We start from the raw sequence: 26,470 nt of genomic DNA on the forward strand, positions 1-26,470 counted from the left end.
TCCGGGCCGGTCGATACCGGCCAGGGACGACGGAAAAGGGCATGAGCACAAGAGCTTGGAAGCGAGTAAACTTCGGAAAGATTGCGGAGACGGTGCGCTTGCCGAATCTGATTGAACATCAGATTCGGTCTTATGAGGAGTTTCTCCAATTGGGCGTTCCCGCGAACGAGCGGAAGCCGGAAGGCCTGCACGGTGTCTTTCTCGAAGTCTTTCCTATCGAGAGCTATGACGGGAAAGTGCGGCTGGAATACCTTTTCTACGAGTCGACTGCGCCGAAGTTCTCACCGCTTCATTGTCTGCAAAACGGGGAGACCTATGCAGCGGCGTTGTATGTGACGTTCCGGCTACGGGACGAAAACGGGATCAAGGAAGAGCGCGTCTACATGGGTGAGCTTCCCCTGATGACCGACCATGGAAGCTTCGTCATTAACGGCGCGGAGCGGGTGATCGTCAGCCAGTTGCACCGTTCGCCGGGAATCTGCTTCGAGTCGAGCCTTCACCTGAACGGCAAGATGCTCTACTCCTTCCGCGTCATCCCGGATCGAGGCACCTGGCTCGAGGTTACTTTCGATACGAGCGACCTTCTGCACGTCCATCTGGATCGAAGAAAGAAGCGGAGAAAGTTCCTCGTCACCACGCTGCTTCGGGCCCTCGGCCATGGAAGCGACGAAGATATCCTTAGCCTCTTCTATCCAATCGAAGAACTCGACCTCGAAGCAGCTCCGCCAAGCGAGGAGGATCTCCCCAACAAAGTGCTCGTGCGCGAGGCGCGCGATCCCCGGGATGCGGAGAAGGTTCTTGTGAGAGGATTGGAGCCGCTTACGAAAACGGCGGTTCGGCTTCTGCTGGAAGCCGAGGTCAAGACGATTCAGGTGGTCGACATCCGGGAGGAAGACGCCATCGTCAAGTGCCTTCGCCGGGATCCCGCGCACGATCAAGCAGAGGCTCTCAAAGAGATCTACCGGCGCTTACGGCCGGGAGATCCGCCGACGGAAGCCAACGCGCGGCTACTGCTCAAGAGGCTTCTTTTCGATCCCAAGCGTTACGACGTGGGACGAGTCGGCCGATACAAGATCAATCAGAAGCTGGGGATCGACACGAATTTGGACACGCGGACCTTGACGCCCGAAGACATCGTGGCAGCCACGCGTTATCTGATCGCACTCCAGCACGGAGAAGGAACGACCGACGACATCGACCATTTAGGGAATCGGCGCGTACGGAGCGTGGGCGAGCTTGTAGCGAGCCAGTGTCGGATCGGATTGGCGCGAACGGAGAGGCTCGTCAAGGAGCGAATGACTCTGTTTGATGTCAATGCCGAGGGAATGACGCCGCAGAAGCTCATCAATCCAAAGGCGCTCTCTGCCACGATTCGTGACTTTTTTGCACGGAGCCAACTCTCGCAGCTGATGGACCAGATCAATCCGCTTTCGGAGATCACTCACAAGCGGAGACTTTCGGCACTCGGGCCCGGTGGACTCTCCCGGGAACGGGCGGGCTTCGAGGTGCGCGACGTTCATCCTTCGCACTACGGCCGCATCTGTCCGATCGAGACTCCGGAAGGACCGAACATCGGCCTCATCGCTTCGATGTCCTGCTTTAGCCGCTTCAACGACTACGGATTTCTGGAGACTCCCTACCGGAAGGTGGTGAATGGCAAGGTAACGGACGAAATCCTCTACTTTACCGCCGATCAGGAAGAAAATGTGATTATCGGGATGGCCAGCACGCCCGTCGGGGAAGGTGGGCTCATCCAGACCAAGCGCGTCGCTGTCCGCTTCCGCGGCGAATTCATGGAGGTCGATCGGGAAAAAGTCAACTTTCTCGACGTCTCCTCCAAGCACATGGTGTCCGTCGCGACCGCTCTCATTCCGTTTCTGGAGCACGACGATGCCAACCGCGCTCTCATGGGTTCGAACATGCAGCGGCAGGCAGTGCCTCTGCTCAGCCCGGAAGCTCCGATCGTGGGGACCGGGATGGAGCGTCGGGTCGTCGAAGACGTTGGCGCGGTCCTCCTGAGCGATGTCGATGGGAAGGTTGTCTCGGTGAGCGCAACCGAAATTGTGATTGAGCCGACGTCAGGCGAAGTCGAGAAGAAGAAAAGGGGCCGGCACGAGGGCGGATTGCGCACCTTCTCGCTCCGGAAATTCATGCGGTCGAATGCGGGGACATGCATCAACCAGAAGCCGATCGTCCGAAAGGGCGACATGGTGAAGCGGGGAGATGCGCTCGCGGACGGCCCGTCCACGGATAACGGGGAGCTGGCTCTCGGGCAGAATCTGCTCGTCGCCTTCATGCCGTGGAATGGTTATAACTTCGAGGACGCGATTGTTCTCTCCGAGCGGCTGGTCAAGGAGGATCTCTTTACCAGCGTCCACATCGACGAGTTTGAGATTATCGCCCGGGATACGAAGTTGGGTCCTGAGGAGATCACCAGAGATATTCCAAACGTCGGAGAGGAGGCGCTCAAGAATCTCGGGAACGACGGCATCGTGCGGATCGGCGCGGAGGTGAAACCCGGTGACATCCTGGTCGGAAAGATCAGCCCGGTGAGCGAAACCGAGCTCGCTCCGGAGGAGCGGCTGCTGCGCGCGATCTTCGGTGACAAGGCTGCCGATGTGAAGGATTCGTCGCTGCGCGTCCCATCCGGCACAAGCGGCATCGTCATGGATGTGCGCTCGATCAGCCGCCAGACGAAAGCCGAGAAGGAAAAACTCGGCTTAAGCGAAGCCAAGCAGAAGATTAAAGAGATCGAAGGCCGCTACGAGCAAAAAGAGAGCGAGCTCAAGGAAGAACTCACTCAGGCGCTCTCGAACATCCTGCTGAACGAAAAAATTCCTCTGGATGTCGTGGATGCGGAAACCGGAGAGATTCTGATTCCGGCGAATCGCAAGATTACCAAGACCCTCCTGCGGAAAATGGCCGCTTGTTGCGACCACATCGAGATCGACCCCAGCCCCATACGCACAAAGATCTTTGAGATCATCGGAAGTTTCGGGTCGAAGTTTGAGCAGATTCGCAACGACAAGGAAGGCGAACTCGATCAAGTGGAAAGCCGGGAGGACATCGAGCCGGGAATCGTAAAACAGGTTAAGGTCTATATTGCCAGCAAGAGGAAGATCTCCATCGGGGATAAGATGGCAGGGCGGCATGGAAACAAGGGAGTGGCTTCCCGCATCGTTCCTGTCGAGGATATGCCTTTCCTGCCGGACGGCACACCGGTCGATATTGTTCTCAACCCTCTGGGCGTGCCTTCTCGAATGAATGTCGGGCAAGTGCTGGAGACGCACCTGGGCATCGCCGCTAGAAAATTAAAGTTTTCGGTGGCCACTCCCGTCTTTGACGGGGTGAAAGAGGAAGAGATCCGGAAGTTCCTCCGGGAGGCAGAGCTCGACGAGGATGGCAAGACCGATCTCTACGATGGACGCACCGGCGATCGTTTCGATCAGCGCGTCGTGGTGGGTGTCATCTACATGATGAAGCTCAACCACATGGTGGCCGACAAGATTCACGCCCGTGCGGTCGGACCGTATGCGCTGGTGACTCAGCAACCGTTGGGAGGAAAGGCGCAGTACGGGGGGCAGCGTTTTGGAGAGATGGAAGTGTGGGCGATGGAGGCCTACGGGTCGGCCTACACGCTCCAAGAAATGCTTACCGTGAAATCGGACGACGTTTTAGGGAGGACGCGGATCTACGAGACCATCGTAAAAGGAGAGAACTACCTGGAGCCCGGTCGCCCGGAATCGTTCAACGTCCTGGTCAAGGAGCTCCAAGGTCTCTGCCTCGACCCGAAGATCGCCGTTCGGGCACCCTCGGATACCGAGTTGACGGGTGGAGAAGCTCGGAAGACTCCGGCCGGCCCAGAGGCGGCATAATCACCCATCCCGCTTGTTCGATGGAAAGAGAGAAGACGTTTGGAAAAGGCGCAACGCGCTGGAGGGATAGTATGGATACCGAAAGCATGACGGCTCGAGAGATTCTGGGGCTGGAACGGTCGAGCGATTTCAACGAAGCGTGCATCACCATCGCTTCGCCGGAAACAGTGGAATCGTGGAGCAAAGGGGAAGTCAAAAACCCCGAAACGATCAATTATCGGACCTTCAAGCCCGAAAAAGGAGGCCTCTTCTGCGAACGAATCTTCGGTCCGACCAAAGATTGGGAGTGCGCCTGCGGTAAGTATAAGCGCATCAAGTACAAGGGAGTTGTCTGCGATCGATGCGGAGTCGAGGTGACTCTCTCGCGGGTCCGCCGGCAGCGAATGGGCCACATCCGACTTGCCGTGCCGGTGGGGCATATCTGGTTTCTCAAATGCATGCCGAGCCGGCTCGGGCTCATGATGGATATGACGGCCCGCGACCTCGAGCGGGTGATCTACTACGAAGACTATCTGGTCATCGATCCAGGACAGACCCAATTGCGCCCCAAGCAACTCCTCACCGAGCAGGAATATCGGGATGCGGTCGCACAGTACGGGGAGGGATCGTTCGTCGTCAAGATGGGAGCGGAGGCCGTGCGGGATTGCTTGCGGCAACTCGATCTGGAAGAGATCGCTTCCCAGCTCACGCTGGGCATGGAGCAGACCCGCAGCAAGCAACTCCGCAAGAAGATGGCAAAGCGGCTGAAGCTGGTACAAGGCTTCCTGAGCATCGGGACGCGGCCGGAGTGGATGATCCTCGAGATCTTGCCGGTCATTCCCCCCGATCTTCGGCCTCTAGTCCCCCTGGAAGGAGGGCGTTTTGCGACTTCGGATCTCAACGACCTCTATCGGAGGGTGATCAACCGGAATAATCGACTTCGCACTCTTTTGCAGCTGAAAACTCCGGAGGTCATCATTCGGAATGAAAAGCGCATGCTGCAGGAAGCGGTCGACGCCCTTCTGGATAACGGCCGCCATGGTAGGGCCGTGACCGGAGTCGGGAATCGGCCGCTCAAGTCGCTTTCGGACATGCTCCGCGGGAAGACGGGCCGTTTCCGCATGAACCTCTTGGGGAAGCGGGTCGACTACAGCGGGCGCTCCGTGATCGTCGTCGGACCTGAGTTGAAGCTCAATCAGTGTGGATTGCCCAAGAAGATGGCTCTGGTTCTCTTCGAGCCGTTCATGATTCGGAGGCTTCGGGAACTCGGACACGTCCATACGGTGCGAAGCGCCAAGAAGATGATCGAGAAGCAAGATCCCCTGGTCTGGGACGTTCTCGATCAAGTCACCCAGGGCCACCCGGTGCTTTTGAATCGAGCGCCCACGCTACATCGCCTTTCGGTGCAGGCCTTTGAACCGGTTCTGATCGAAGGCGACGCCATCCGGATTCATCCCCTGGTTTGTACCGCTTACAACGCGGACTTCGATGGCGATCAGATGGCGGTTCACGTGCCTCTTTCGATCGAAGCGCAAATGGAGGCCCGGCTGCTGATGCTTGCCTCCCAGAATATTTTTTCCCCGTCTAGTGGACGTCCAATCATGACGCCCACCCAGGACATCACGCTTGGCTGCTACTACCTCACACAGGCGCCTCACCGGCTTCCTCCGGGGTCTCCGCAGCCACGGCGTCCCATTTTCTCCGACGCGGACGAAGTGCTCTTTGCGTTGGGAGAGGGTGTCGTCAAGACGCATCTTCCCATCCTCTTCGCCAACCCCGATTTCGGTCGCAACACGCTCTACGGGGACAAGGAGAAGAAATTCATTGAAACGACCCCGGGCAGAGTGATTTTTAACCAGATTTGGCCGAAAGATCTGGGCTTTTTCAATAAGCCCGCGGGCAAGAAGCAACTCGGCGATCTCATCCTCCGCTGCTACCAGCTGGTCGGCCGGGAAGAGACTGCGGTTTGCCTCGACCGGCTCAAGCGCGTAGGATTTCAGGAGGCGACTCGGGCAGGGATTTCCATCGGGATGAGCGACATGACGATCCCGGAAGAGAAACCTCGGGTGATCGCCAAGGCACAGGACCGCGTGACCGTGGTCGAGCGCCAGTACCGCTCGGGCGCCATTACCGATGGGGAGCGTTACAATAAGATCGTCGACATCTGGACCCAGGCGACGGACGAGATTTCGGGCCTCATCTTTCGCACCCTGGAAACCAGTCGGCTGCAGACCGAGTTTAATCCACTCTTTCTCATGGTCGATTCGGGGGCGCGGGGAAATCGTCAGCAGGTGCGGCAGCTGGCGGGTATTCGTGGCCTGATGGCGAAGCCCTCGGGCGAGATCATCGAGCGCCCCATCACTTCCAATTTCCGGGAAGGGCTCTCGGTTCTGGAATACTTCATCAGCACCCATGGTGCGCGGAAGGGCTTGGCGGACACTGCGCTCAAGACGGCGGATGCCGGCTATATGACCCGGAAGCTCCACGACGTAGCCCAGGATGTCGTGGTGACCGAAGAGGATTGTGGAACAACAAACGGTCTGGCCGTACAAGCGATCTACGAGGGAGACGAGGAGATCGTCAAGCTGAGCGACCGGCTTTATGGCCGCGTCCCGTGCGAGGACATTATCGACCCCGTCACCCGCAAGAAGGTGGTGGTGAGTGGGGAGATCATTGACGAGGCCAAGGTGCGCGCCATCGAGCAGTTGGGTGTCGAGCAAGTACGGATCCGGTCTACTCTCACTTGCGAAAGCAAATGGGGAGTGTGCGCCAAGTGCTATGGGCTCAATCTTGCGACCAATCGCATGGCCAAATTGGGCGAGTCGGTCGGGGTGATTGCCGCTCAGTCGATTGGCGAGCCAGGCACCCAGTTGACGATGCGGACCTTCCACATCGGCGGAACCGCTTCTCAGATTTTCAAACAGCCGCAGATCCGAGCCAAGAACGACGGCCAGGTTCAATATGTCGACCTGCGGGTCGTCCGTTCCCTGGATGGCAACTTCGTCGTCTTGAACAAATCCGGCTTCCTGTCGGTCGTCGACCTCACCGGGCGCGAACTCGAGCGTCATACCATCATCATGGGTAGCCTTGTTTCCGTTCCGGACGGCGGTGAAGTGAAGAAGGGGCAAGTGTTCGTTCAGTGGGATCCTTACAACGTGCCGGTTCTAACGGAAAAGGCCGGAGTAGTGGAGTTCCACGACATTCTCGAGGGGGTCACGGTCAAGAAGGAGCTCGACGAGGCGACCAAGCAGATCGGAACCGTCGTCATCGAGCATAAGCACGACCTCCACCCGCAGATCGTGATTCGGGATCCGCAGAGCGGTGAAGCTCTCGCCTTCTACAGCATCCCTGCGGCCGCTCGCATCGAAGTCAAGCCGAAGGAGGAGGTGGCGGCCGGTCAGCGGATCGCCCGGACACCGAGAAAGCTGGTCAAGACCAAAGATATCACGGGTGGTCTACCTCGCGTCGCCGAACTCTTCGAGGCGCGGCGCCCGAAGGACTCGGCGGAAATCGCGCGAATCGACGGAATCGTCGAAGACGGCGGTATCGTCCGCGGGAAGCGACGGCTCCTCATCCAGGAAGTGCAATCGGGCCAGGAAGAGGAACATCTGATTCCGCTCTCCAAGCATCTGATCGTCTTCAAAGGCGACGTTGTGCGCAAGGGTCAGCAGCTGACCGAGGGCCCAATTGTCCCGCAGGAGATTCTGGAGGTGGGCGGGGCCCAAGAGCTACAGGAATATCTTCTTAACGAAGTGCAGGAGGTCTATCGCCTCCAGGGCGTTGAGATCAACGACAAGCATATTGAGATCATTATCCGGCAGATGCTGCGCAAGGTGAAGATTCTCGATGCCGGAGACACTCTGTTCCTCTGGGGGGAGCAAGTGGACCGGCTGGAATTCGAGCGGGCGAACCGCGAAGTAGAGGCCAAGGGAGGAAAGCCCGCGGAAGGCGTGCCGGTACTTCTTGGCATCACCAAGGCCTCGGTGGAGACCGAGAGCTTCATCGCCGCCGCAAGCTTCCAGGATACGACGCGGGTCCTTACCGAAGCCGCGACGCTGGGCAAGATCGACAAGCTGCGAGGCTTCAAGGAAAACATCATCATGGGGCACCTGATCCCCGCCGGCACGGGATTCCGCACCTATCGCCATCTCAAGCTGGTGGAGCATGGTGAACCGCCCGTCCAACCTGTTTTAGCCGAGGAGGAAGCGTCAGCCGAAAGACCGCAGTGGAGTCAACTTCTGCAACGGGCTTCGGCGGACAGCCCAAGCGGGGAGTAGCTTGCACTTTCCACAAAGTTCGTAGCCGAGGGGACGCAGGCGACCCCATTCGCCGCGCCTCGGTACGAACTTTGTAAGGCTAGCTCTTCAGCCCTCTCCGCAGCCGGCAAAGCATTCGGCGGCCTTGACGGTGTTTGCAAGGAGCATGGCGATGGTCATGGGGCCCACTCCGCCTGGATTTGGCGTGAGCCAGCCGGCGACCTGGGATGCTTCCTTGAAGTGAACGTCTCCCACGATCCGGCTCTCTCCCGGAAGGGCAGGATCCGGAAGACGGGTGACACCCACGTCGACCACGACAGCTCCGGTCTTGATCATATCCCCTCGAACGAATTCCGCCCTTCCCAAGGCGGCGATCAAGAAGTCGGCACGCCGGCAATGCTCCGGAATCTGTCGGCTCTGGGAATGGAGAACCGTAACGGTGGCATCTCCCTGCGGGCCTTTGGCCAATAGGAGCGCCGCAAGGGGCTTGCCTACGATATTGCTCCTCCCCAGGATGACCACTTCCGCCCCCGCCGTGACCAGACCGTAGTGTCGGAAGATCTCGCAGATCCCTGCAGGGGTGCAGGGAGGGAAGCCGGAAGGATCTCCCAAGAGCAGCTTGCCGGCATTGATCGGATGAAAGCCGTCGATATCCTTGGAGGGGTCGATGGCTTGGCAGACCGTCTCCACCCGAATCTGCCGGGGAAGGGGCATCTGCACCAGGATGCCGTGGATCCGGGAGTCTCGATTCTTCTCCTCTAATCGGGTGAGGAGTTCTCGCTCGGTGGTCGAACCGGGCAGGGCAATCACTTCGGAAAGGATCCCGAGCTCCTTCGCTCGTTTCTTCTTCATGTGCACGTAGAGTTCCGAGGCAGGATCTTCGCCGACTCGGAAAAAGATGACGGCCGGCTCCACCCCTCGCCGCCGGAGTTGGTCGACCCGCTGTCGGGTTCGCTCATGGACGGCAGCGGCAACCACGCGACCTTCTAATAATTTTGCGCCTTGCATCTTTCCCCTCCTCCTGGCACGACCGGCGCTACACAGTCTCGCAAGAGGGGAAGAAGACCCTCGCGAAACGAGGGATAAAGCGGCTTCCATCCCAGTGCGCGAGCCTTGGCGTTCGAAATCCTCTTGTGCGTTCGCCTCCGCTTCGAGGAAGCTGCCCTGCTTTCTCCGCTCTGCGGTGGCTGGCTCTTTCCCAGGGTGCTCGCCAACCATCCGTAAAATCGACTTTCTCTAACCGGTTCGTCATCCACCAGGTTGACGATTTCCCGACGACGATGCAAGGCAAGGAAGTGAAGGATAGCGGCGGCGACGTCGTCTCGATGAATCTGATTGATCCATCGATCGATGGTTGAAACCGTCGCCTCGCCGCTCAAGAACCGATCGAGAAGCCGGGTCCGGCCGGGGCCGTAAATCCCGGCGATTCGGAGAACGACCCCATCCGCAGCTAATACCGCTTCCTCCGCTTCCCGAAGAATGCGGCTGGTTTCCGAATCGGGCTCGGCACGGGATTCCTCATCGACGATCTCGCCGGTCATCTGGCCGTAAACCGAAGTCGACGAGAGGAAAAGAAGGGGGGTTCCAGGGAAACGTTGGCACGCGTGCGAAAGCCCCGTGAGAAAAACGTTTCGGTATTCGGCCGTTCCTCCACGGGAAGAAGAGGGGCCGTAGAGGAGGAGATCGGGAGTCTTCGTCAGCTTCTCCCACTCCTTGCGGGACCCGATGTCGCCCACCAGGGCCGGAATGTCCAGGTCGCTTAGCCGCGCTCGACTTTTCTCCGTACGTACCCATGCTTGCAAACCGATCCGCCGCTCGCGGAGGAGTTGGGCGACCCGGGTACCCACATAGCCGCAACCGACTAAGAGGATCTTCGCGGGGAAACTCATGGAGGGTAGGCCCTTTCGAGGCAATCTGCGTCCATTTCGCTCGGAAGAAAAGAGGCATTTTCTCTTTTCCAGGGTTGCCCTCGTCCCGTGCTGTTGCCTCGCCCTTCGAAATCGCTCCAGCCGGCTCTTGCCCCTCCGAGCTGGGAGAAGAGAGTGTGTCGACTCGGAAAAAGCCGTTGCGGGAACCAGGGAGAGCGCCCATATAGGTATCCATGCGATCTGTTTTACGCTCGGCCGGGCCTCGCCCCCTAGGGAGAGCCGGGAGCTGAGGATACGCTCCGGAGCGCCGCATAGTGGCGGAATCCAACGGGAGGAAAGGAAAAGCGAAAATGGCCAAGGGGAAGCGCTCCGAGCGATCCCATCCACGATGGGTCGTCAAACTGGGAACGGGGATTTTGAGCACTCCGGCAGGAGATCTCGATCTGCCGCAGATCCGCCGACTGGTCCAGCAGGTCGCCATCCTCGAGGGACAGGGCTTGGAGATCGTTTTGGTCAGTTCCGGAGCAATCGGGAGTGGAATGGGACTCTTGGGATATCGAAGGCGACCGACGGCGATCGAGGAGCTGCAAGCTTGTGCGGCAGTCGGACAGCCGCAGTTGATGCGCCTTTACGAGGAGCTCTTCTCCGAGCGCGGCTTTCATGTTGCCCAGCTCTTGCTGACCTACCTGGACTTGGACAGCCGTACTCTCTACGAAAATGCTCAGAAGACGATCGAGCATCTGCTGGCTCGAGGAGTCTTCATTCCCGTAATCAATGAAAATGACGTAGTTTCCTACGAGGAGATCAAATTTGGGGATAATGATCGGCTCTCCGCCCACGTAGCCGCCATGGTGCAGGCGGACAAGCTGATCATCCTCTCCAACGTTCCCGGCTTGCGGGAACGGAACGACGATGGGGGGAGGATCATCCCCTTGGTCGAAAGGATCACGGGGGAAATCGAAGCAATGGCGGGAAAAACGCGGAGCGAGCGCTCCGTGGGCGGAATGGTGACAAAAGTAGACGCGGCTCGGATCGCCGGAAGCGCGGGAATCCCCATGCAGATCGCCGATGGTCGGGAAACGGAGATCCTCCAGAGGATTGCCGCCGGCGAGTCCGTGGGCACCCTTTTCCTGGCAGGGGGGAAGCCATGATCCCGTTGGAAGAACAGATCGAGACCATCTGCCGAGAGGCCAAGAAAGCCTCCCGGGAGTTGGGTCGGATCGAAGCGGCAAAGCTTGACGCTGCGTTGCGGGCAATCGGAGTCTCCTTAGCGGAGGCGTGGCCGCGGATTGAAGAGGCCAATCGGCTCGATCGGAAAGAAGGGCGCAAGCAGGGATTGGGGTCGGCTCTGCTCGATCGCTTGACCCTTTCGCCCAAAGTGTTTGCCTCGCTGATTCGCGGAGTCGAAGAGGTCCGGAGCTTGCCCAGTCCGATCGGGCGGATTCTCGAGGAGAGAACTCGCCCGAACGGACTTTTGATCCGCAAGGTGCGCGTCCCTATCGGGGTCATCGGAGTGATCTACGAGAGCCGTCCTAACGTGACCGTCGATGTGGCCACCCTCTGCCTGAAAGCGGGTAATGCGGTGGTCCTTCGCGGCGGCAGCGAGGCCATCCACTCCAATGTCGCTCTTGCGGAAGCCCTGCGGCAAGGACTCGCACGGGCGGGATTGCCTCCTGCGGCGGTGCAACTCCTGCCGATGGTTGACCGGGCGTCGATTCCGATCCTCTGCCGCCAGCGGCGCTATCTCGACCTCCTAATCCCTCGAGGAGGTCAGGGTCTCATTGAGACGGTCGTCTGCCACGCTCAGGTGCCGGTCATCAAGCATTTTCAAGGCATCTGTCATGTCTTTGTCGAAGCCCGTGCCGATCTCGAGATGGCGCGAAAGATCGTGCTCAACGCAAAATGTCAGCGACCCGGGGTCTGCAACGCGATGGAAACATTGCTGGTCGATCGGAGCATTGCTCCTGCATTTCTTCCCGAGATGGTCCGAGAGTTGCAAGCCCGTGGCGTGGCCATTCGCGGCGACGAGGCCACGCGGCAATTCGGGGGCTCCGGCGTTGCTCCGGCGTCTCCCGAAGACTGGGCGACCGAGTACCTCGACTTAACTCTATCCGTGCGCGTGGTCGATGGATTGCCCGAGGCGCTCGCCCACATCGAGCAGTTCGGCTCGAGCCATTCCGACGCCATTGTGACGGAAGACCGGACGACGGCGGAAGAATTTCTCCGATCCGTCGATTCAGCGGTGGTCTACTGGAATAGCTCCACCCGCTTTACCGACGGAGGGGAGTTCGGCTTTGGAGCCGAGGTCGGGATCAGCACCGACAAGATCCATGCGCGCGGTCCGATGGGGGTGGACGAGCTTACTTCCTACAAATACGTCGTCGTCGGCTCCGGACAAATCCGGGAATAGGGCAGCCTGCCTGTCTCCCAAGCGTTCTCCTGCGGCTTCCGCAATGGGTCTGTCTTGTTCTCCACACCTCTCGGATACGATCTTTGTAAGATATGCAGGCTAACGTTTTTCCGGAGGGGTGTTTTTCTTCTTTCGCTTCGGCTTCTCCGGAGCGGTCCCTTTCTGGACATCCTCGCAGGGAGACCCGCCAACCTCGTCCTCCAAGGGCTCCTCTTCGAAATCTTCGTCGAACGGGCCTTCCTCCCGGTCCTCCTCTTCCTCTTCGTCTTCGTCAAAAAGGCCCAGCGCTTCGTGCTTGAGCGCGTTCACCATCAACTCGTTGAAGCTCGAGAATTCCGCAGCGGGCTCGAGTGTGTCGGCATGAAGGGCAAAATATTTCCGTTCCGGGAAGGAATAGGCATAGCGGAAAAGATCGGAATGGCCGAGCAGGAGATATTCCGGCTGTCTGCGGAAATTCTGCGTGGCGAGATTTTCCGCCATGAGGCCCGGCAGGAACTGATCCCCCTCTTCCTCTTGGTCAATCGCGTAAAAGACGACCCCATTGTGGGCCAAGCCGTCCGCCAGCAGGAGGAGGTCGAGATAATCTGCCGGAATCCTGATTCCATACCGTTCTTCCACCTCTTGGGCGTAGGCTTGCACCCGTGCCAGCGGACGACCGACGAAGGGTCGAAAACCCGCTGCCTGCTCTTCTTCGTTCACGAGCGCTACGTAGGTTTTGTAGTTCATAGGTAACTCCCGGTATCCTCGCTAAGGTTAACGATCATAGGCAGGCCCGTTATGGGTACGATGGGATCGAGCGGATCGAAGGATTGCGGAATTTGGATTCGATGAACGCTCATGAATCTTACTAGCTTCCGGAAGAATCGGCAATGGGACTTTTGCCTTGTGATCGATGGGAAGGGTGGAGCCGTCGAGCCGCGCTCCGGCCGGTAAAAACTGCCGCGCGAACGAGGCGCCCTCTGCGGCAGCCCATTTCCTGGCCTCCTGCTCGCGCTCCGGGTCACGGTTCTCCGGCCGATAATAGATGCTCTGATAGGTTCGAATCGCCCCCCGGTATTCCACAGGAACTTCGTACGGCAATTTTCCGGCGGCTCGGGAGAAAGCGACCAGACGCCGCTGCCAGCTGGTCGGGAGCTCCGCCTTCGGATCGAGGCGTTTGAGTTCCCTCTTCACTTGGTCCACGCTCTCGAAAGCCTTGCGGGTCGGAGGATAAAAGGGAAAGAGGGGGCGGGGAATATAGGCGTCCGTCACCGAGCCCGGGGGAAGATTGAGTTGTGGATGGAGAAGAGCGGCGTGGAGGAAGTGATGGGCATTCTCCCGGTTATTGCCGCTGGTGAAGGTGGAGATGACGACCAGATTGCTCGGATCATTCGGGCTTCTGCCGTCCAGACGGGCCACGCTCTTCTGAACGACATGGTGGCAATTCCAGAGGTCCGGGCGGTGCTCGGCCTCTTGCGCTTCTTTGCGGACACCCCGAGGAAGGATCGCCTCGACCTGAAAGAGCGTCGTCCGATCGCGCAAAGTTCCATCCCGATCGAAGACCTCCTCCCACTTTCTTCTAGGTACTTGCCCGCGCTCCATCATTGAGACCCCTTCCTTGCCGACGGCGAGCAGAGCCAGTGCCCGCGTCGTCGGGTTGCGAGTCAGTGCAGCCAGAAATTGCGGCCGCGTCCGGTTGTACTCTCGAACGACCTTGCGGTAAGTCTCGCCATCGCGGTCTAGGGTACGAACTCGCACCTTTTCGAGTGCGATGCCGGGCGCGGCGGGCGGGGTTTCCCGGATCCGTTCAACCGTTCCAATCTGTTCCAGGCCCTGCAGCATCGTTTGGACCTTCCTCTGCATGCCGGGGGAAGGTTCGATCGGTGCACGATATCGAGTTTTGCTCATCCATCTGCCTCTGAGACGCTCCTTTCTCTTGGTTAGGCGATCGGTTCTCTCCGCGCATCCGGCCTTTCTGCTCGACTTCCCGTGCGGAAGGTTCTTCATCGTTGCAGCGTCGGCGGCAGAGGAGAGGAGAGCGGGACGAAATCCGCCGAACCGGGCGCTCTTCGTATAAAAGGATGGAGCGGCTGGAAGGAGAATCGAGATGGGTAAGATAGTCTTGTCGTCGGAAAGGGCGTCCGGATCCGCTACGACTGGGGCGTGGTTACGCGGAAAATTCCTCGGAGGTCTCTTCGTCTTGCTTCCCGCAGTGCTGACCCTTTGGGTGCTCCAGCTCGTTTACGGGATTGTCAACCGTCCGGCGGACGCGTTTCTCGTCCTTTTGGTGAAGGCACATCTTCTGCCTGGCTCCACCTTCATCCTGCAGCATCTCGGAGGGCACATTCCGGGGGCAGGGTTTGTCATCAGCCTGCTCGTCGTGCTCTTCGTCGGCATTGCAGCAGGGAACTTTGTCGGCTCCTCGCTGCTACGAGCAGTGGAACGAGTTGTGGAACGAGTTCCGCTCGTCAGCCTCGTCTATGGGACGGCAAAACAGACCGTGGATGCCCTGCGGAACTTGGGAGGCTCCGATACGAAAACCTTCCAATCAAGCCCCGTGGTTTACGTATCGCTCTCGGAGCCTGGGCCCAGACTGCTCGGTTTCGTCACCGGTCGTACGGAAGCCAAATCGGGCGACCAACCGCTTTGCACCGTATTCATTCCGACCTGCCCGACGCCTTTCAGCGGGTTCTTAGTGGTGGTGCCGGAGGCCGCCCTGGCCACCGCGCCCGAGTTTTCCTACGAGGACGTACTCAAGCTCTGTTTTTCGTACGGGCTGATTAGCCGCCGTTCGTCGCAAATTTCGTAGCCGCAGGAGAAAGCTTGTGAGAAATGGCGGTTAACTCTTCCAAGGAAGGGTCAGCAGCCCGATCAGAACCGCGGCCAAGCCAATTCGATACCAGGCAAAGGGGATGAAGGTGTGACTTTGGACGTAACGCAAGAGCCACTGGACAGAGGCGAATCCGGTGATTCCCGAGACGACAAAGCCGATGAGGAGAGTGCTCCAAGAGTCCGAGGGTAGGTTGTGAAAAAAATGGGTCTCCTGGACCAACGAAAAGAGGCTTGCCGCGAACATGGTCGGGATGCCCAGGAGGAAGGCGAACTCCGTGGCCGCCGGCCGATTGACCCCGAAGAGCAGTGCTGTAAGAATCGTGGCTCCCGATCGGGAAAGACCCGGAAAGACGCCGGCGAGCACTTGCGCAATCCCCACCGCGCACGCGGTCATCCAGCCGATTTGACTCGTCGTTATGAGGGAGCGCAAGCGGCGCTCCGCGAGAAAAATCCAAAGAGCGCCGACTAAGACGGCCAGAAGCACCGGGGTAAGCTGGTCCGGGAGCCTCCAACCCGCTTTCTTCACAGCAAGCCCGAAGAGCGAGGTGAGGAAAAAGGCGGTGGCAAGCTTGAGGGAGTAATCCAGGTTTTCCGGATTGCGGATCCCTACGACCAGATTGACGATCTTCCTCCAATAGAGCAGGGTCACTGCGAGCACGGCTCCCAGCTGGATGAAAATGTTGAAGGTCTCCGAGCGGGCCCCCAGCCAATGCTCGGTGATGAGCAGGTGCCCGGTGCTGGAAATGGGCAGGAATTCGGTGAGGCCTTCGACGATCCCCAAGAGGGTGCTTGCCAAAAAGTCATTCATGGTCGATGCGAAGCCCTCCGTCGTCTCGAGGGGAAGAGCGCCTTGGCAGCCTGTCTCACAGGGTTCGTACTGCAGGCTCGCTCAAAGCGGCTGGACCGAGGACGACGGTGGGGCTGATTCCTTTACCTGCCGGAAGCCATAGTTGAAGAGGACGGTGGCATCCCTCCACTTATCCGGACTGTGCAGGAGGATCAACAAAAGAGGATGGCCGTCGCGTTGGCAGGCGGCGGCATAGGTATGACGTGCCGCACTCGTCCAGCCGGTTTTCGCGGGGCCCATTCCCGCATATTTCCCCAACAGACGGTTATGGTTGTGGAGAATGCGCAACTGGCTCCCGCTTCGGGTGGCAACCGTGCGGGTGATGAGGATTTGCCGCAAGGCGGGGACGTTCAAAACGGCCTGGAAGATGCGGAGGAGATCCCGTGCCGTCGTCATCTGACCCTCCTGGTACGAAGCCAAACCATGAGGATCGATGAAATGCGTATGGAGAGCGCCCAACTCCCAGGCTTTTCGATTCATCTGGTGCACGAAAGCGGGGACAGAGCCGGCCGTAGAGCGGGCCAGGGCGAGGGCCGCATCGTTGCACGAGCCGATCAGCAGATCCTGAACGAGTTCCGCTACGGACACCTGCTGTCCAACGCGCAACGGGACGTGGGAAGGCTCGACCGCCGTGTCCTGTGGAAGGACGGTGACGAACCCCCGCAATCCTGTCTGCTCATAGACCAGGAGTGCCGTCATCAGCTTGGTCGTGCTGGCGGGAGCCAGAGGAGCGTCCAGGTTTCGAGCAAAAAGCACGCGGTTATGGATCGGATCGTAGAGGAGTGCCGACGTCGCTTCCACGAGTCGATCGGCTTCCCATTCGCTATCGACATCGAGGGAGGAGTGCGCCCTTGTGTGGCGGTGATGGCGGGAAGCAGCCGAGAGATCGGCGCCGCTGCCGAGCCAGAGAGCCGAAACAAAAGCCAGAAGCAGAGGGAGGCTCGTTCGTCTCGCCATATCAATGCTCTTCAGCTATGGAACCCCCATCTTCGGACTCCCATCTTTCCGTGGGGAAAGGCGCCCTGCATCGGAGGCTCTCCGGGCACCCGGTCCGTCAAGCGGTAGGGACGCAATGGACGTATCGTGGCCCGGCAGGCTTCTGGCTGTCCAGGAAATTCACCGAGCGGGGCTCTCTCTAAGTCGGCTCTGGCAGTTTCCGACGGCGAAGTCGTTACCAACCCTTGGCGTGTCCGATGACGACACCGGACCGAAGCTTGCGTCATCCCAGCTTGTAACGGAGCCTCTTCTTGTGACGATTCTCGCGCCTGCGCTTCCGGCGTTTATGCTTGTTCATCTTTGCCTTGCGGCGTTTCTTGAGCGAACCCATGCGGATTAATCCTTCTAGCCCCTTCCAGCCGATCAATAGATGACTTTGTTGAGCGGGTATTCGATAATTCCTTCCGCGCCCAGCTCCTTAAGTCGCGGGATCAGGTCACGGACCTGACTTTCATCGAGAACGGTTTCCACGGCAAGCCACTCTCCATCGCGAGCGGAGAAACCGTCGGCTTTCGGAGTGCGGGCAAAATGCCCAGCACCTCCGCGATCCCGTTTTTGGCTACGTTCATCTTGAGCCCCACTTTCTCCTCGCCGCGAAGGGCGGCCAAGAGCAGTAAGGCAAGAGACTCCAACTGCTTCCGTCGCTCGGCATCCGCCCAGACGGAATGAGAGCAAATGAACTGCGGATAGCTTTGCAGCACCGTATCGACGATGCGCAAATTGTTTGCCCGGAGCGAAGAGCCGGTTTCCGAAATGTCGACGATGGCATCCACGAGCTCGGGCACCTTGACCTCTGTTGCGCCCCAAGAGAACTCTACTTCCGCCTGGACGCCGTGGCGCTGTAAGTAGCTGGAGACCAGACGAACCGCTTCGGTGGCAATCCTCTTGCCGTTCAGTTCGTTGGGAGATCGAATCGGCGAGCTTTCATGGACGGCGAGAACCCAGCGCACGGGAAGACGTGTCGAACGATTATAGGGCAACTCGCACACGATCTGGACGGAGGATTCGCTTTCCAGGATCCAATCCATTCCGGTAATGCCGCAGTCGAGGAAGCCCTGAGCAACGTACCGAGCCAATTCCTGGGGTCTGACCAGGCGAACCTCCATTCCCGGGTGATCGATATAGGGCCGATAGCCCCGGGACGATCTGCTGACGGAGTAGCCGGCTCGGCGGAAGAGCTCAACGGTCGCCTCCTCCAGGCTGCCTTTGGGAAGGCCGATCCTTAGCTTTGCCTTACTCATTTGAAAAGAGTGGCGATGCTACGAAGGAACGGGCACCCCTGTAAAGTGGTTTTCTTCATGCGGACCCTTCGGGGCAAGGCGGCTGGGCTTCTACGGAAAGAGGGGCGGGGTCCTCTCGGTGAAGAGAGTCGCGAAGCAACTGATAGACGGTTTCGAGATCGGAGGGATGGACCCGGGTTCCCGCCGTGGTTGTCATGAAGTTGGCATCGTCCCTCCATCGTGGTACCAGATGCCAATGCAGATGCCCTTCTATGCCGGCCCCGGCGGCCGCTCCCAGGTTGAGGCCGACATTGAATCCGTGGGGCGCAAACACCTGCTCCAGGGCCGCCAGGAGCTTGCGCAAGATCTCCATCGATTCAAGTAGCTCCTTCTCCGTAAGTTCGTCCAGACGAGCCACGGAGCGGTAGGGAACCACCATCGAGTGGCCGACATTGTAGGGGAACCGGTTGAGCAGGCCGAAGGAGGTGCGGCCACGGAAGAGAACAAGATTCTCTCGATCCCTGGATTCTCTGGCAATCTCTACAAAAAGAGTGCTCCGCGGCGGAGAAGGATCGTCGAGATAAGCCTTGCGCCAGGGAGCCCATAAATGTTCCATTGCCTGGACCGATCTTATTGCAATGACGTCTCTTGCCGGCAAGAGTAAAGCGATCCATTTCTTTGGCGGAGAGGACGAATACGAAGCCAAGCGCGCCACTCGACTCTTTCTCGAGCAGGAAGGTCTGCGCGACGATCCTTCCTTCGAAAGCGTTCCCGGAGACGGCCTGAACATCGCGGAGGCGGCTGAACAGATCGACCGCTTGCGGGAGGCCCTTCAGTCCGGCTCTCTTTTCAGCCTGCGCAAGGTCGTGCTTTGGAAGGACGTCCATTGCCTTGGAACCAAGGGTGTAGGTCGAGACGAAAAGCTTTCCGCCGCGTTGACGAACCTGCTCGAGGTCCTGCGCGGATTGCGTCCGGAGGAGGTCGTGTTGGTGATTCAAGCGGGAGCCGTTGACGAACGGCGGCAATTTCTTCGCGGTCTGCGCCAGATCGCCTCCGTTCGCCTTTTTGTTCCGTTGAGTGCCGATCGAAATGAAGATCGGGTATTGGGCGAAGTGGCGGAGAGGATGAGGGCACGCAATGTTTCTCCCACGACCGAACTCTGCGAGCGTCTGCTGGCTGCGTCGGGTGGAGACCGCCAGAGGCTCGACTCTCAGATCGAGAAACTTGCTCTCTATCAGTCCGATGGGCTGCCTGTGGCGCTGGACGAGCTTGGGTTGCTCTTGGGCGACGGGTCGGAGGCGGTCGTGTGGGACTTTTGCGACGCGGTCGTCGAAGGAAACGCTTCCGCGGCATGGAGCGAGTTGCGAAATCTCCTACGCAAGGGAGAGAGCGAGGTGCGCATCCTCTTGGCGCTGGTCCAGAAAGTCCGCTTGGCGGCTTTAGGTCTTCTCCTCTGGGAAAAAGGCTGGGTGCGCCTGAGCGGCTCCGGTCGTTTCGTCAAGGCGGACGTGGCTCCTGAAGGCCAGATCTATTTTCCGAAGAAAAAGAGTGGAGCCCCGGTGAGTGCCTGGCAGTTGGGCATGACCATCGCTGCCGCAAAAAAACGAACGGCCCGGTTTTGGGTAAATGCCCTTCTTGCTCTTTCCGATGCAAATCGGCAGATGTTGCGCGGGGGAGAGAAGCAGATCGGCCTCGAGTTGGCCCTCTTGCCGCTTTTCCAGGAAAAGGTCGATCGGTAATGACAGACGATGCAAACATCGGGAGAGAGCCCGAGTTTTCCGTGGTGGTTCCCTTTCACAACGAATCGGAGAACCTGCCCCAACTCCTTTTCGAGATCGATTCGGCTCTCCAGAAGCTCGGCCGAGCGGCTGAGGTCATCCTCGTCAACGATGGCAGCACCGATTTCTTTGCGCGCCCTCTCTTGAGCCCGCGTTTCCCGGTTCGGTGGCTGGATCTCACCGTCCGCTCGGGGCAGAGCGCCGCGATCTATTACGGGATCCAGCAAGCTGCGGGACGATGGATCATCCTGTTGGATGCCGATCTTCAAAATGATCCGGCGGACATCCCGGCACTTCTGAGGCGATTGCAGGAAGACCGGCTCGACCTGATCACGGGTTTTCGCCAAAAGAGGCAGGACAACTGGCAGCGGCGGTGGATGAGTCGGATAGCCAATTTTGTCCGGTCGCGCCTCCTTGCGGATCGGACTCGAGACTCGGGCTGCTCCCTCAAGATTCTTCGGAGGGATCTGGCACGCAGACTGCCGGGGTGGAGCGGGATGCACCGATTCATCCCCGCTCTCGCGTGCGGCATGGGCTATCAGACCGGTGAGCTTCCAGTGCATCATCGCCCTCGACATGCTGGTCGAAGCAAGGTGCGTCCTTGGAAACGGGCGCTCGCGGCGACGATCGATCTTTTCGGAATGGTCTGGCTCGTCCGCCGTCAGTTCCGCGGTCGGCTCCGCGATCCTGAATCCTCTTAGCGCTTGTCCTGGTCCAGTGCTCTGGTTCCTTTTGCCAGCCGCAGGAGAAAGCTTGTGAGAAACGGCTGTTAGGGCAATGAGTTCAGAATCTGCCGGAGAACCTGATAGGGCAGTTGGTCTGCGTCGATATTGTGAATGCGCTCCTGAGGAATCGCTCCGAGCAGCGGCTTGGTCTCGGTTTCATAGATTGTGATTCTTCGGAGGATCACCTTGGGATCCGCATCGTCGGCGCGGTTGGCCTGATGAACCCTGGTGGCGAGACGCTGGATCAGGACATCGCGGTTGGGGCAAGAGAGATGGAAGACGTGTAGGATGTCGACAGAGGCGGAGAGTTTGGCGAGCTGGTTGACGTTGCGAGGGATTCCGTCGAGCACGAGCAAGTCCGTCGCGGGATGGTAGCGGCCTGAGTCGATCAGCGTCTGAACGTGGCCTTGCCAGACGCGGATCGTTAAATCGTCGGGGACGAGCTGTCCTTGATCCGAGTATTGCCGGAAGAGCTTTCCCAAATCAGAGCCGGGATCGAGGGCTCGGAAGAGCTCTCCCGAGGAGAGATGAATAAATCCAGGAATTTGGGCAAGCAGCTGTCCCTGCGTCCCCTTTCCGGAACCGGGAGCTCCGAGAAGGAGCAGTGAGCGAAATTTCATCGTCTTATTCCTACGAACCGAATCCTCTTCAAGTTGTCTCCTGCACGAGCCGACAGACCTCTTGGGAGAAATCTGTCCGAGCCGCGAGGCTACCCCTTTGTCGACCCGCTCGCAAGACGGCTTGGCAACGATGGCGAGAATTCGGTAAGTTCGTTGTGATTGCTTCCTATGAATCCGCTCTTCTTCGCATCGACCTCTCCTCTCCTATCGTTCTTTGCTGTGGCTTCCTCCCCTACGCCGCCGGGGTTGACGGTCTGGGGGCTTCTCCAGTCCGGGGGATGGGTGATGCTGCCCCTTCTCTTCATCTCGGTGATCGCTCTTTGGCTCATCTTCTACTGTCTGGCGTCGCTCCGTCTCAGTGCGGTCTGGACGCGCGATTTGGAGCGCAGGCTTGATGCCGTCTTCCAACGACGCGACTTCTCCCTTCTTGCCGAGCTCGTCCGGAAAAGGAAGGAAGGAGTTGCCCGGGTCCTCCGCGAAGCGATCAGCCTCTATCAGCGCTATCCGAATGCGGACGGAGAAGCGGTGCGGTCCGTGGCTCAGGTCGTCGGCAGCGGGATAGCGGCTTCCCTTAACCAGAGAATTCTCTATCTGCTCGACGTCGGGGTGATCTCGCCCATGCTCGGCCTCTTCGGCACAGTGGTAGGCATTTTGCGATCCTTTGGCTCGATTGCAGCCGACCCATCTCCGATGCGGACGATGCTCCTGGCGGGAGGAGTTTCGCAGGCACTGATCGCCACGGCGGTGGGTCTGATCGTCGGGATCTCCTCCATGATGTTCTATTCCTTTTTCCGCGGGCGGCTGCAGGGCGTGATCACGATCTTCGAGGAGCGATCCGCCATTTGGGTCCAGGAGTTGATTCTCCTCCACGATTCCCACGGCGCGGCTGCGTCGGAGAAGGAACCGGAAAGAGGAGTCGTCGAATCGACATGAATTTCCGAAGCCGGGTACCCACCGAGCAGATCGCGCTGCAGCTGGCGCCGATGATCGACGTGATCCTCTTTCTGCTCTCCTTCTTTCTGCTAACTTGGAACTTGGCGCGGTACGAGGCGGATCTCGACGTCCGGGTCCCCAAGGCGAAACATGGAGAGAGTCCCAAGCGGCTTCCCGGAGAAGTAATTCTCAACATCACCAAAGACGGCAAGGTCACTTTGAATCGGAGAGTGGTCTCTGCTTCCGAGCTGGAAGGAATCCTTCACGGAGTGATCGAACAGTATCCGGACCAGGCGGTGGTGATCCGCGCAGACGAGACGACAAGCTACGAGCATGTCGTTCACGTTCTCGACGTCTGCCGGGCGGCGAATGTCTGGAATATCGCGTTTGCCACAGTCCGGCCCGATCTCACGACCCCGTAGGCTTGGCGATGATCTGTTTCGAGGATTTGGCATCCGGGGGGCTGCCGATCGAAAGGAGGGTGCGCGGGGACCGGCTCTCCGGAAAGACCGCATAATGCCGGCTTGCGCGAAAGAAAGGGTTGGCCCGAGCGGGCGTGTGCGCTTCGGTCAGCAGGGTACAAAAGGAAGGTCGGGAGAGATGACGTCGACCGGTGGGATCCGGATGGGCAAACCTCGGGGGAACTTTGGGCTGGGTCGACTGCTTGGCGTTTGCGGCTTCTGCCTCTTGCTTTTCGGACAGAACGAATCGAGTCGGTCGGTGGCTGCCCAGCAAAGTCCTGGCGAACTCGAGCTGATTCCCCAAGCGGAGATGCAGTACGAGCAGGCGGTGGATCTCTATCGCGAGGGGCGGCATTCCGAAGCCCTCCGCCTCTTCTCCGAAGCCTTGCCTTCTCTCGCCGCGACAAAGAAGGAAGAGGCGCTATTCGATATTGGAGAATGCTATCGCTTCCTTGGCCGTCCGGCAGATGCCATCTCGGTCTACCGAATGCTCACCCAAAACTATCCGAAGAGCCTCTTTGCCCCAGCCGCTTGGTTCTGGGAGGGAAAGTTGCTGATGGAGCGAGAGCATTATGGAGAAGCCATCCCCCTTCTTCAGCAGGCACTCGATCATGGGGCGGGAGAGACCTTGGAAGCGGCTCGTTACCTGCTGGCTCTCTGCGACTTTCACGTGGGAAACGAAGCCGCCGGATCCGAACAGCTACGCAAGGTCGCCTCGGGAGCGTCCCCTTATCGATGGGAGGCAGCGCGTCTGCTCGCAGTTTATCTGGAAAAGAAACGAGACTGGGCGGGCGCTCTCTCCTATTGGCAAACCATCGCCACGCAAGCGAAAGACCCTTCGGTGAAGTGGCAGGCGACGGCTCGGGCGGGTTGGGCGGCCATGCGCGCCGGAGACACGAAGAGGGCGGAAGAGTTCTTTGGTCGATGCCTCGGTCCGGATGTTCCTCCGCAATGGCAGAACTTAGCTTCCGAGGGTCAATTCGAAGAGGCGCTTTCCCAAAAGCGTTTCGAAGAAGCTTTGGCGTTTCTTCAGTCTCATCCGGAGCGCTTTTCCTTGGAACGGAGGGTCGCCCTGCTTGTGCAGTTGGGCAACGTCTGCCTTCAAGCGGGGGAGAAGGGCATTGCCTTTCAGGTGTTCGATTTCTGTCTTTCCCAGAATCCGTCAGGTCCGGCGCTGGCCGAAGCGTCCTATGGAAGGCTCGTGGCGCTGGCCGGACTCAATCAGAAGGGAGTTTTGGACGAGGCGAGCGCGTTTCTCGACCGATTCGGCGCCTCCTCGCCTTATGCGGCCCGGGTGCGCTTTATTCAAGCCCAAGCGCTCTCGGCTCGAGGACGCTTTGCGGACGCGCTCCCTCTCTGGGAGGAGTGCGTCTCTCAGAAGCCGGAAGGAGTTCCTCGATCGGCGGCGCTCTTGGGCCTTGGCCGAGCCTACTTTGAGTCCGGGCGGTGGAAGGAGGCGGCCGAGACCCTTGAGCGCCTCGGCACGGAGAGTCCCAAGGCCGCGGAGCTCTTGCCCGCACGAATGACGGAGGGAGCGGCTTGGGACAAGGCGGGAGACCTCGCCAAGGCTCTCGCAGCTTGGAAAGAGGTCCTTGCGCTTGCTCCTAAAGGGTCGAAGGAACGGGAAGCGAGTCTGGTGCAGACCGCCTTGCTGGCGCGACAGCTCAAGCAGCCTAACGAGATGGAGCAATCGTTCCGGGCTCTCGTGGACGAATATCCAAAGGCTAAGCTTCGACCCCTTGGCTGCCTGTTGCTTGGCCAAGCGGAGCTCGGAGAAAAGAAATACGCCGAGGCGCAGAAGGATCTTCTGGAGGCCAGGGAAGAGGAGCCGATCCAATTCTTTGGTCCCGCCACGAGCATGCTGGTCTGGGTCGCCTATGGCGAAAAGAATCCGGAAAAATTGGAACGGTTTCTTGGAGAGCTCGAGGAAAAGGCTCCGGAGTCGGCCGCGCAGCTTCCCGCCGCTCTCTACTATTGGGCCGGCCTCTCATGGGCCAAGGAGAACCGGCTGATTCTGGCAAAGAACGCCCTGCAAAAGGCCAGTTCGCGACCCGATGCCGGCCCCTATCTCGCATCCACCTACTGGCAGTTGGCCGAAATCGAGCGGAAGCTGCATGAATGGCCCGGTGCGGTTCACTGCTATCGGGAATTTCGCAAGCTCGATCCGAACGGAGCAGACAACAGCCCGGTGCTCTTGGGATTCGCGGAAGCCGAGACCGGCGCCGCGGAGTACGCTTCGGCACAGAAGCATTTGGAGCAAGTGCTCCTTCAAGAACCGGAGGGCCGACGAAACGCCGAAGCGCGCATGCTCCTCGGGAACCTCTATTGGGCGCAAAAAAACTATGCGGAAGCCGCCAAGACCTATAGTACCCTCAGCTTGCTCTACCAGGATAACGAAATTACCCCGCGCGCCATGGAAAAAGCCGCCTCGAGCTTCGCTCGGTCCGGGGATGAAGAACAGGCGGCCAATTGGCGGAAACTTCTGAGGGAAAAGTACCCGGATTTCAAACCAGATGCCTGAGCCCCTAGTCCTCTCCCGCGAGCATCGAGGACGTCTCGCTCTGATGGCGCTCCTGCTCTCCCTTTTCGTTCATGCCGCGATCCTGGGCGTGGTCGGTCCTCTTCACGTACGAGGGCGCATGGTCCTCGCCTCCCAGGCAAAAGAGATGAAGAGGACCTTCCATTTGGGCCGCGCGGAGCTGCCCAACTCTCTTTTCCAGGCTCGCGCCCAATCGAGCGTCCCGACGACCGCCCCGGTCCCCGATCTCGAGGCTCCCAAGGAGGTGAAGGGGGCGGAGGCGATCGTGCAGAAGCTGGCCCAGGAGAATCCGGTTCGCGTCCCGCTGCCGGAGGCAACTCCGGGAGGTGCGCCGGAAGTGGCGGTCCTTACACCGACACCGCCGAGCGAGACGAGCCCCTATCTTCCGGATATGCGGGCGGAGTTGGAAAACGCAACATCCCAAACCAACGTCGGCCCCGCCGTCCCAGGTGTGCCGAATGACTCGATCGTTCTCCCTTCGGGGATCGGGCGGAATCCACAGCCGGGCGCGAGTGCCGCGGGACAGGCCGGCACCCATCCGGAAGAGGCGGCCGGGGGGGCAGGACTGCCCGGTGCGGATGATGTGCAGAGTCAGTTTCGAGCCGCCGCGAACTTCGATCCTCGCATTCCACAGCCAATCATGGTGCGGCTGCCGAGCGATATCTTGTTTGATTTCGACTCCTACCACTTGCGCCCGGATGCGGAACCCCTTCTGGCGCAAGTGGCTGAGATTCTGAAGCGCTATGGCCGGGCCGATGTGGAGATCGGCGGACACACCGATACGTTTGGGGATGACCAATACAATCTGGAATTGAGTCGAGAACGGGCCGAATCGGTCCAGCGCTGGTTCGAAGAACGCTTGCCGGGCGATCAGCTCTCGTTCCACTCCACCGGGTACGGCCGCAGTCGGCCGATCGTCAATCCGCGAGGAACAATCGAGGAGCAAGCGAAGAATCGGCGGGTCGAAATCGTGATTCGAGCGCTCTCCCGGTGAGAAAGCCGTCGCCAGCCGGCGAGACAAGTCGTACGAGCGTCTAAAGGCGAGACGACGGGCGCGCTTCCTCGCGTCCGAATAAACCTGCATGTCTCACAAGCGATCTCCTGCGGCTTGCGAAATGGACCTGTCTGCTTCGTTGCGCCTTGGTTTTCCCT

At 59.4% G+C, this 26,470-nt stretch carries 19 protein-coding genes and 1 pseudogene; 11 read left to right on the top strand and 9 right to left on the bottom strand.

Annotated elements, in window-relative coordinates; translation table 11 throughout:
• Positions 1-41: 41 nt before the first annotated feature.
• Both rpoB and rpoC read left to right on the top strand, forming a co-directional pair.
• Positions 42-3,875: a DNA-directed RNA polymerase subunit beta gene (gene rpoB / locus MAMT_RS06930; RefSeq protein ID WP_142660261.1), complete on the top strand. Its 3,834-nt coding sequence runs from the start codon at positions 42-44 to the stop codon at positions 3,873-3,875.
• 71 nt (positions 3,876-3,946) lie between these two features.
• A complete protein-coding gene (rpoC, locus tag MAMT_RS06935) occupies positions 3,947-8,131 on the top strand; it encodes a DNA-directed RNA polymerase subunit beta' (protein WP_142660262.1) in 4,185 nt (1,394 codons plus the stop codon).
• Positions 8,132-8,218: 87 nt separating this feature from the next.
• Here the strand turns inward: rpoC and MAMT_RS06940 are convergent, their stop codons facing one another.
• On the bottom strand, positions 8,219-9,118 hold the full coding sequence (locus tag MAMT_RS06940; RefSeq protein WP_178086986.1) for a bifunctional 5,10-methylenetetrahydrofolate dehydrogenase/5,10-methenyltetrahydrofolate cyclohydrolase: 900 nt from the start codon (positions 9,116-9,118) through the stop codon (positions 8,219-8,221).
• Positions 9,097-9,999: an NAD-dependent epimerase/dehydratase family protein gene (locus MAMT_RS06945; RefSeq protein WP_142660263.1), complete on the bottom strand. Its 903-nt coding sequence runs from the start codon at positions 9,997-9,999 to the stop codon at positions 9,097-9,099. Before MAMT_RS06945 ends, MAMT_RS06940 begins: the two co-directional genes overlap by 22 nt.
• A 329-nt stretch (positions 10,000-10,328) precedes the next feature.
• Between MAMT_RS06945 and proB the strand changes: the two genes are divergently transcribed.
• On the top strand, positions 10,329-11,129 hold the full coding sequence (gene proB / locus MAMT_RS06950) for a glutamate 5-kinase (RefSeq protein ID WP_142660264.1): 801 nt from the start codon (positions 10,329-10,331) through the stop codon (positions 11,127-11,129).
• A complete protein-coding gene (locus MAMT_RS06955; RefSeq protein WP_142660265.1) occupies positions 11,126-12,388 on the top strand; it encodes a glutamate-5-semialdehyde dehydrogenase in 1,263 nt (420 codons plus the stop codon). Before proB ends, MAMT_RS06955 begins: the two co-directional genes overlap by 4 nt.
• Positions 12,389-12,487: 99 nt before the next feature.
• Here MAMT_RS06955 and MAMT_RS11385 read toward each other — a convergent pair whose 3' ends face one another.
• Both MAMT_RS11385 and MAMT_RS06970 read right to left on the bottom strand, forming a co-directional pair.
• Positions 12,488-13,114: a YrhA family protein gene (locus MAMT_RS11385; protein WP_178086987.1), complete on the bottom strand. Its 627-nt coding sequence runs from the start codon at positions 13,112-13,114 to the stop codon at positions 12,488-12,490.
• A 27-nt stretch (positions 13,115-13,141) separates the two neighbouring features.
• Positions 13,142-14,209, bottom strand: coding sequence for a hypothetical protein (locus MAMT_RS06970; protein WP_178086988.1), 1,068 nt, complete (start codon positions 14,207-14,209; stop codon positions 13,142-13,144).
• Positions 14,210-14,474: 265 nt separating this feature from the next.
• Here MAMT_RS06970 and MAMT_RS06975 point away from each other — a divergent pair, with 265 nt between their 5' ends.
• A complete protein-coding gene (locus tag MAMT_RS06975; RefSeq protein WP_142660268.1) occupies positions 14,475-15,176 on the top strand; it encodes a DUF502 domain-containing protein in 702 nt (233 codons plus the stop codon).
• Positions 15,177-15,206: 30 nt separating this feature from the next.
• Here MAMT_RS06975 and MAMT_RS06980 read toward each other — a convergent pair whose 3' ends face one another.
• The 4 genes and pseudogenes from MAMT_RS06980 to MAMT_RS07000 form a co-directional block, all read right to left on the bottom strand.
• On the bottom strand, positions 15,207-16,007 hold the full coding sequence (locus MAMT_RS06980) for an undecaprenyl-diphosphate phosphatase (protein ID WP_142660269.1): 801 nt from the start codon (positions 16,005-16,007) through the stop codon (positions 15,207-15,209).
• A gap of 81 nt (positions 16,008-16,088) precedes the next feature.
• A complete protein-coding gene (locus tag MAMT_RS06985; protein ID WP_142660270.1) occupies positions 16,089-17,003 on the bottom strand; it encodes a D-alanyl-D-alanine carboxypeptidase family protein in 915 nt (304 codons plus the stop codon).
• Between the two features lie 402 nt (positions 17,004-17,405).
• Positions 17,406-18,283, bottom strand: a pseudogene (gene hisG, locus MAMT_RS06995) (ATP phosphoribosyltransferase).
• 55 nt (positions 18,284-18,338) lie between these two features.
• Entirely contained in the window at positions 18,339-18,878 is a 540-nt protein-coding gene (locus MAMT_RS07000; RefSeq protein WP_142660272.1) for an HIT family protein, read from the bottom strand.
• A gap of 22 nt (positions 18,879-18,900) precedes the next feature.
• Between MAMT_RS07000 and holA the strand changes: the two genes are divergently transcribed.
• On the top strand, positions 18,901-20,001 hold the full coding sequence (holA, locus tag MAMT_RS07005; protein ID WP_142660273.1) for a DNA polymerase III subunit delta: 1,101 nt from the start codon (positions 18,901-18,903) through the stop codon (positions 19,999-20,001).
• On the top strand, positions 20,001-20,741 hold the full coding sequence (locus MAMT_RS07010; protein ID WP_142660274.1) for a glycosyltransferase family 2 protein: 741 nt from the start codon (positions 20,001-20,003) through the stop codon (positions 20,739-20,741). Before holA ends, MAMT_RS07010 begins: the two co-directional genes overlap by 1 nt.
• A 68-nt stretch (positions 20,742-20,809) precedes the next feature.
• Here the strand turns inward: MAMT_RS07010 and MAMT_RS07015 are convergent, their stop codons facing one another.
• Positions 20,810-21,385, bottom strand: coding sequence for an adenylate kinase family protein (locus MAMT_RS07015; RefSeq protein ID WP_142660275.1), 576 nt, complete (start codon positions 21,383-21,385; stop codon positions 20,810-20,812).
• Positions 21,386-21,604: 219 nt separating this feature from the next.
• Between MAMT_RS07015 and MAMT_RS07020 the strand changes: the two genes are divergently transcribed.
• From MAMT_RS07020 to MAMT_RS07035, 4 genes are all read left to right on the top strand, one after another.
• Complete coding sequence (locus MAMT_RS07020) at positions 21,605-22,318, top strand: MotA/TolQ/ExbB proton channel family protein (protein WP_246186575.1); 714 nt, start codon at positions 21,605-21,607, stop codon at positions 22,316-22,318.
• Entirely contained in the window at positions 22,315-22,740 is a 426-nt protein-coding gene (locus tag MAMT_RS07025) for an ExbD/TolR family protein (RefSeq protein ID WP_142660277.1), read from the top strand. Before MAMT_RS07020 ends, MAMT_RS07025 begins: the two co-directional genes overlap by 4 nt.
• 178 nt (positions 22,741-22,918) lie before the next feature.
• Complete coding sequence (locus MAMT_RS07030; RefSeq protein WP_178086989.1) at positions 22,919-25,300, top strand: tetratricopeptide repeat protein; 2,382 nt, start codon at positions 22,919-22,921, stop codon at positions 25,298-25,300.
• Positions 25,293-26,312: an OmpA family protein gene (locus MAMT_RS07035; RefSeq protein ID WP_142660279.1), complete on the top strand. Its 1,020-nt coding sequence runs from the start codon at positions 25,293-25,295 to the stop codon at positions 26,310-26,312. The genes MAMT_RS07030 and MAMT_RS07035 overlap by 8 nt, the downstream gene beginning before the upstream one ends.
• Positions 26,313-26,470: the final 158 nt, after the last annotated feature.

Source organism: Methylacidimicrobium tartarophylax, assembly GCF_902143375.2.
Lineage (GTDB): Bacteria > Verrucomicrobiota > Verrucomicrobiia > Methylacidiphilales > Methylacidiphilaceae > Methylacidimicrobium > Methylacidimicrobium tartarophylax.

Excerpts from the sequence above, each read along its gene's own strand:
- rpoB (WP_142660261.1), top strand. The coding sequence starts at position 42 with ATGAGCACAAGAGCTTGGAAGCGAGTAAACTTCGGAAAGATTGCGGAG.
- rpoC (WP_142660262.1), top strand. The coding sequence starts at position 3,947 with ATGGATACCGAAAGCATGACGGCTCGAGAGATTCTGGGGCTGGAACGG.
- MAMT_RS06940 (WP_178086986.1), bottom strand. The coding sequence starts at position 9,118 with ATGCAAGGCGCAAAATTATTAGAAGGTCGCGTGGTTGCCGCTGCCGTC.
- MAMT_RS06945 (WP_142660263.1), bottom strand. The coding sequence starts at position 9,999 with ATGAGTTTCCCCGCGAAGATCCTCTTAGTCGGTTGCGGCTATGTGGGT.
- proB (WP_142660264.1), top strand. The coding sequence starts at position 10,329 with ATGGCCAAGGGGAAGCGCTCCGAGCGATCCCATCCACGATGGGTCGTC.
- MAMT_RS06955 (WP_142660265.1), top strand. The coding sequence starts at position 11,126 with ATGATCCCGTTGGAAGAACAGATCGAGACCATCTGCCGAGAGGCCAAG.
- MAMT_RS11385 (WP_178086987.1), bottom strand. The coding sequence starts at position 13,114 with ATGAACTACAAAACCTACGTAGCGCTCGTGAACGAAGAAGAGCAGGCA.
- MAMT_RS06970 (WP_178086988.1), bottom strand. The coding sequence starts at position 14,209 with ATGCTGCAGGGCCTGGAACAGATTGGAACGGTTGAACGGATCCGGGAA.
- MAMT_RS06975 (WP_142660268.1), top strand. The coding sequence starts at position 14,475 with ATGGGTAAGATAGTCTTGTCGTCGGAAAGGGCGTCCGGATCCGCTACG.
- MAMT_RS06980 (WP_142660269.1), bottom strand. The coding sequence starts at position 16,007 with ATGAATGACTTTTTGGCAAGCACCCTCTTGGGGATCGTCGAAGGCCTC.
- MAMT_RS06985 (WP_142660270.1), bottom strand. The coding sequence starts at position 17,003 with ATGGCGAGACGAACGAGCCTCCCTCTGCTTCTGGCTTTTGTTTCGGCT.
- MAMT_RS07000 (WP_142660272.1), bottom strand. The coding sequence starts at position 18,878 with ATGGAACATTTATGGGCTCCCTGGCGCAAGGCTTATCTCGACGATCCT.
- holA (WP_142660273.1), top strand. The coding sequence starts at position 18,901 with ATGACGTCTCTTGCCGGCAAGAGTAAAGCGATCCATTTCTTTGGCGGA.
- MAMT_RS07010 (WP_142660274.1), top strand. The coding sequence starts at position 20,001 with ATGACAGACGATGCAAACATCGGGAGAGAGCCCGAGTTTTCCGTGGTG.
- MAMT_RS07015 (WP_142660275.1), bottom strand. The coding sequence starts at position 21,385 with ATGAAATTTCGCTCACTGCTCCTTCTCGGAGCTCCCGGTTCCGGAAAG.
- MAMT_RS07025 (WP_142660277.1), top strand. The coding sequence starts at position 22,315 with ATGAATTTCCGAAGCCGGGTACCCACCGAGCAGATCGCGCTGCAGCTG.
- MAMT_RS07030 (WP_178086989.1), top strand. The coding sequence starts at position 22,919 with ATGACGTCGACCGGTGGGATCCGGATGGGCAAACCTCGGGGGAACTTT.
- MAMT_RS07035 (WP_142660279.1), top strand. The coding sequence starts at position 25,293 with ATGCCTGAGCCCCTAGTCCTCTCCCGCGAGCATCGAGGACGTCTCGCT.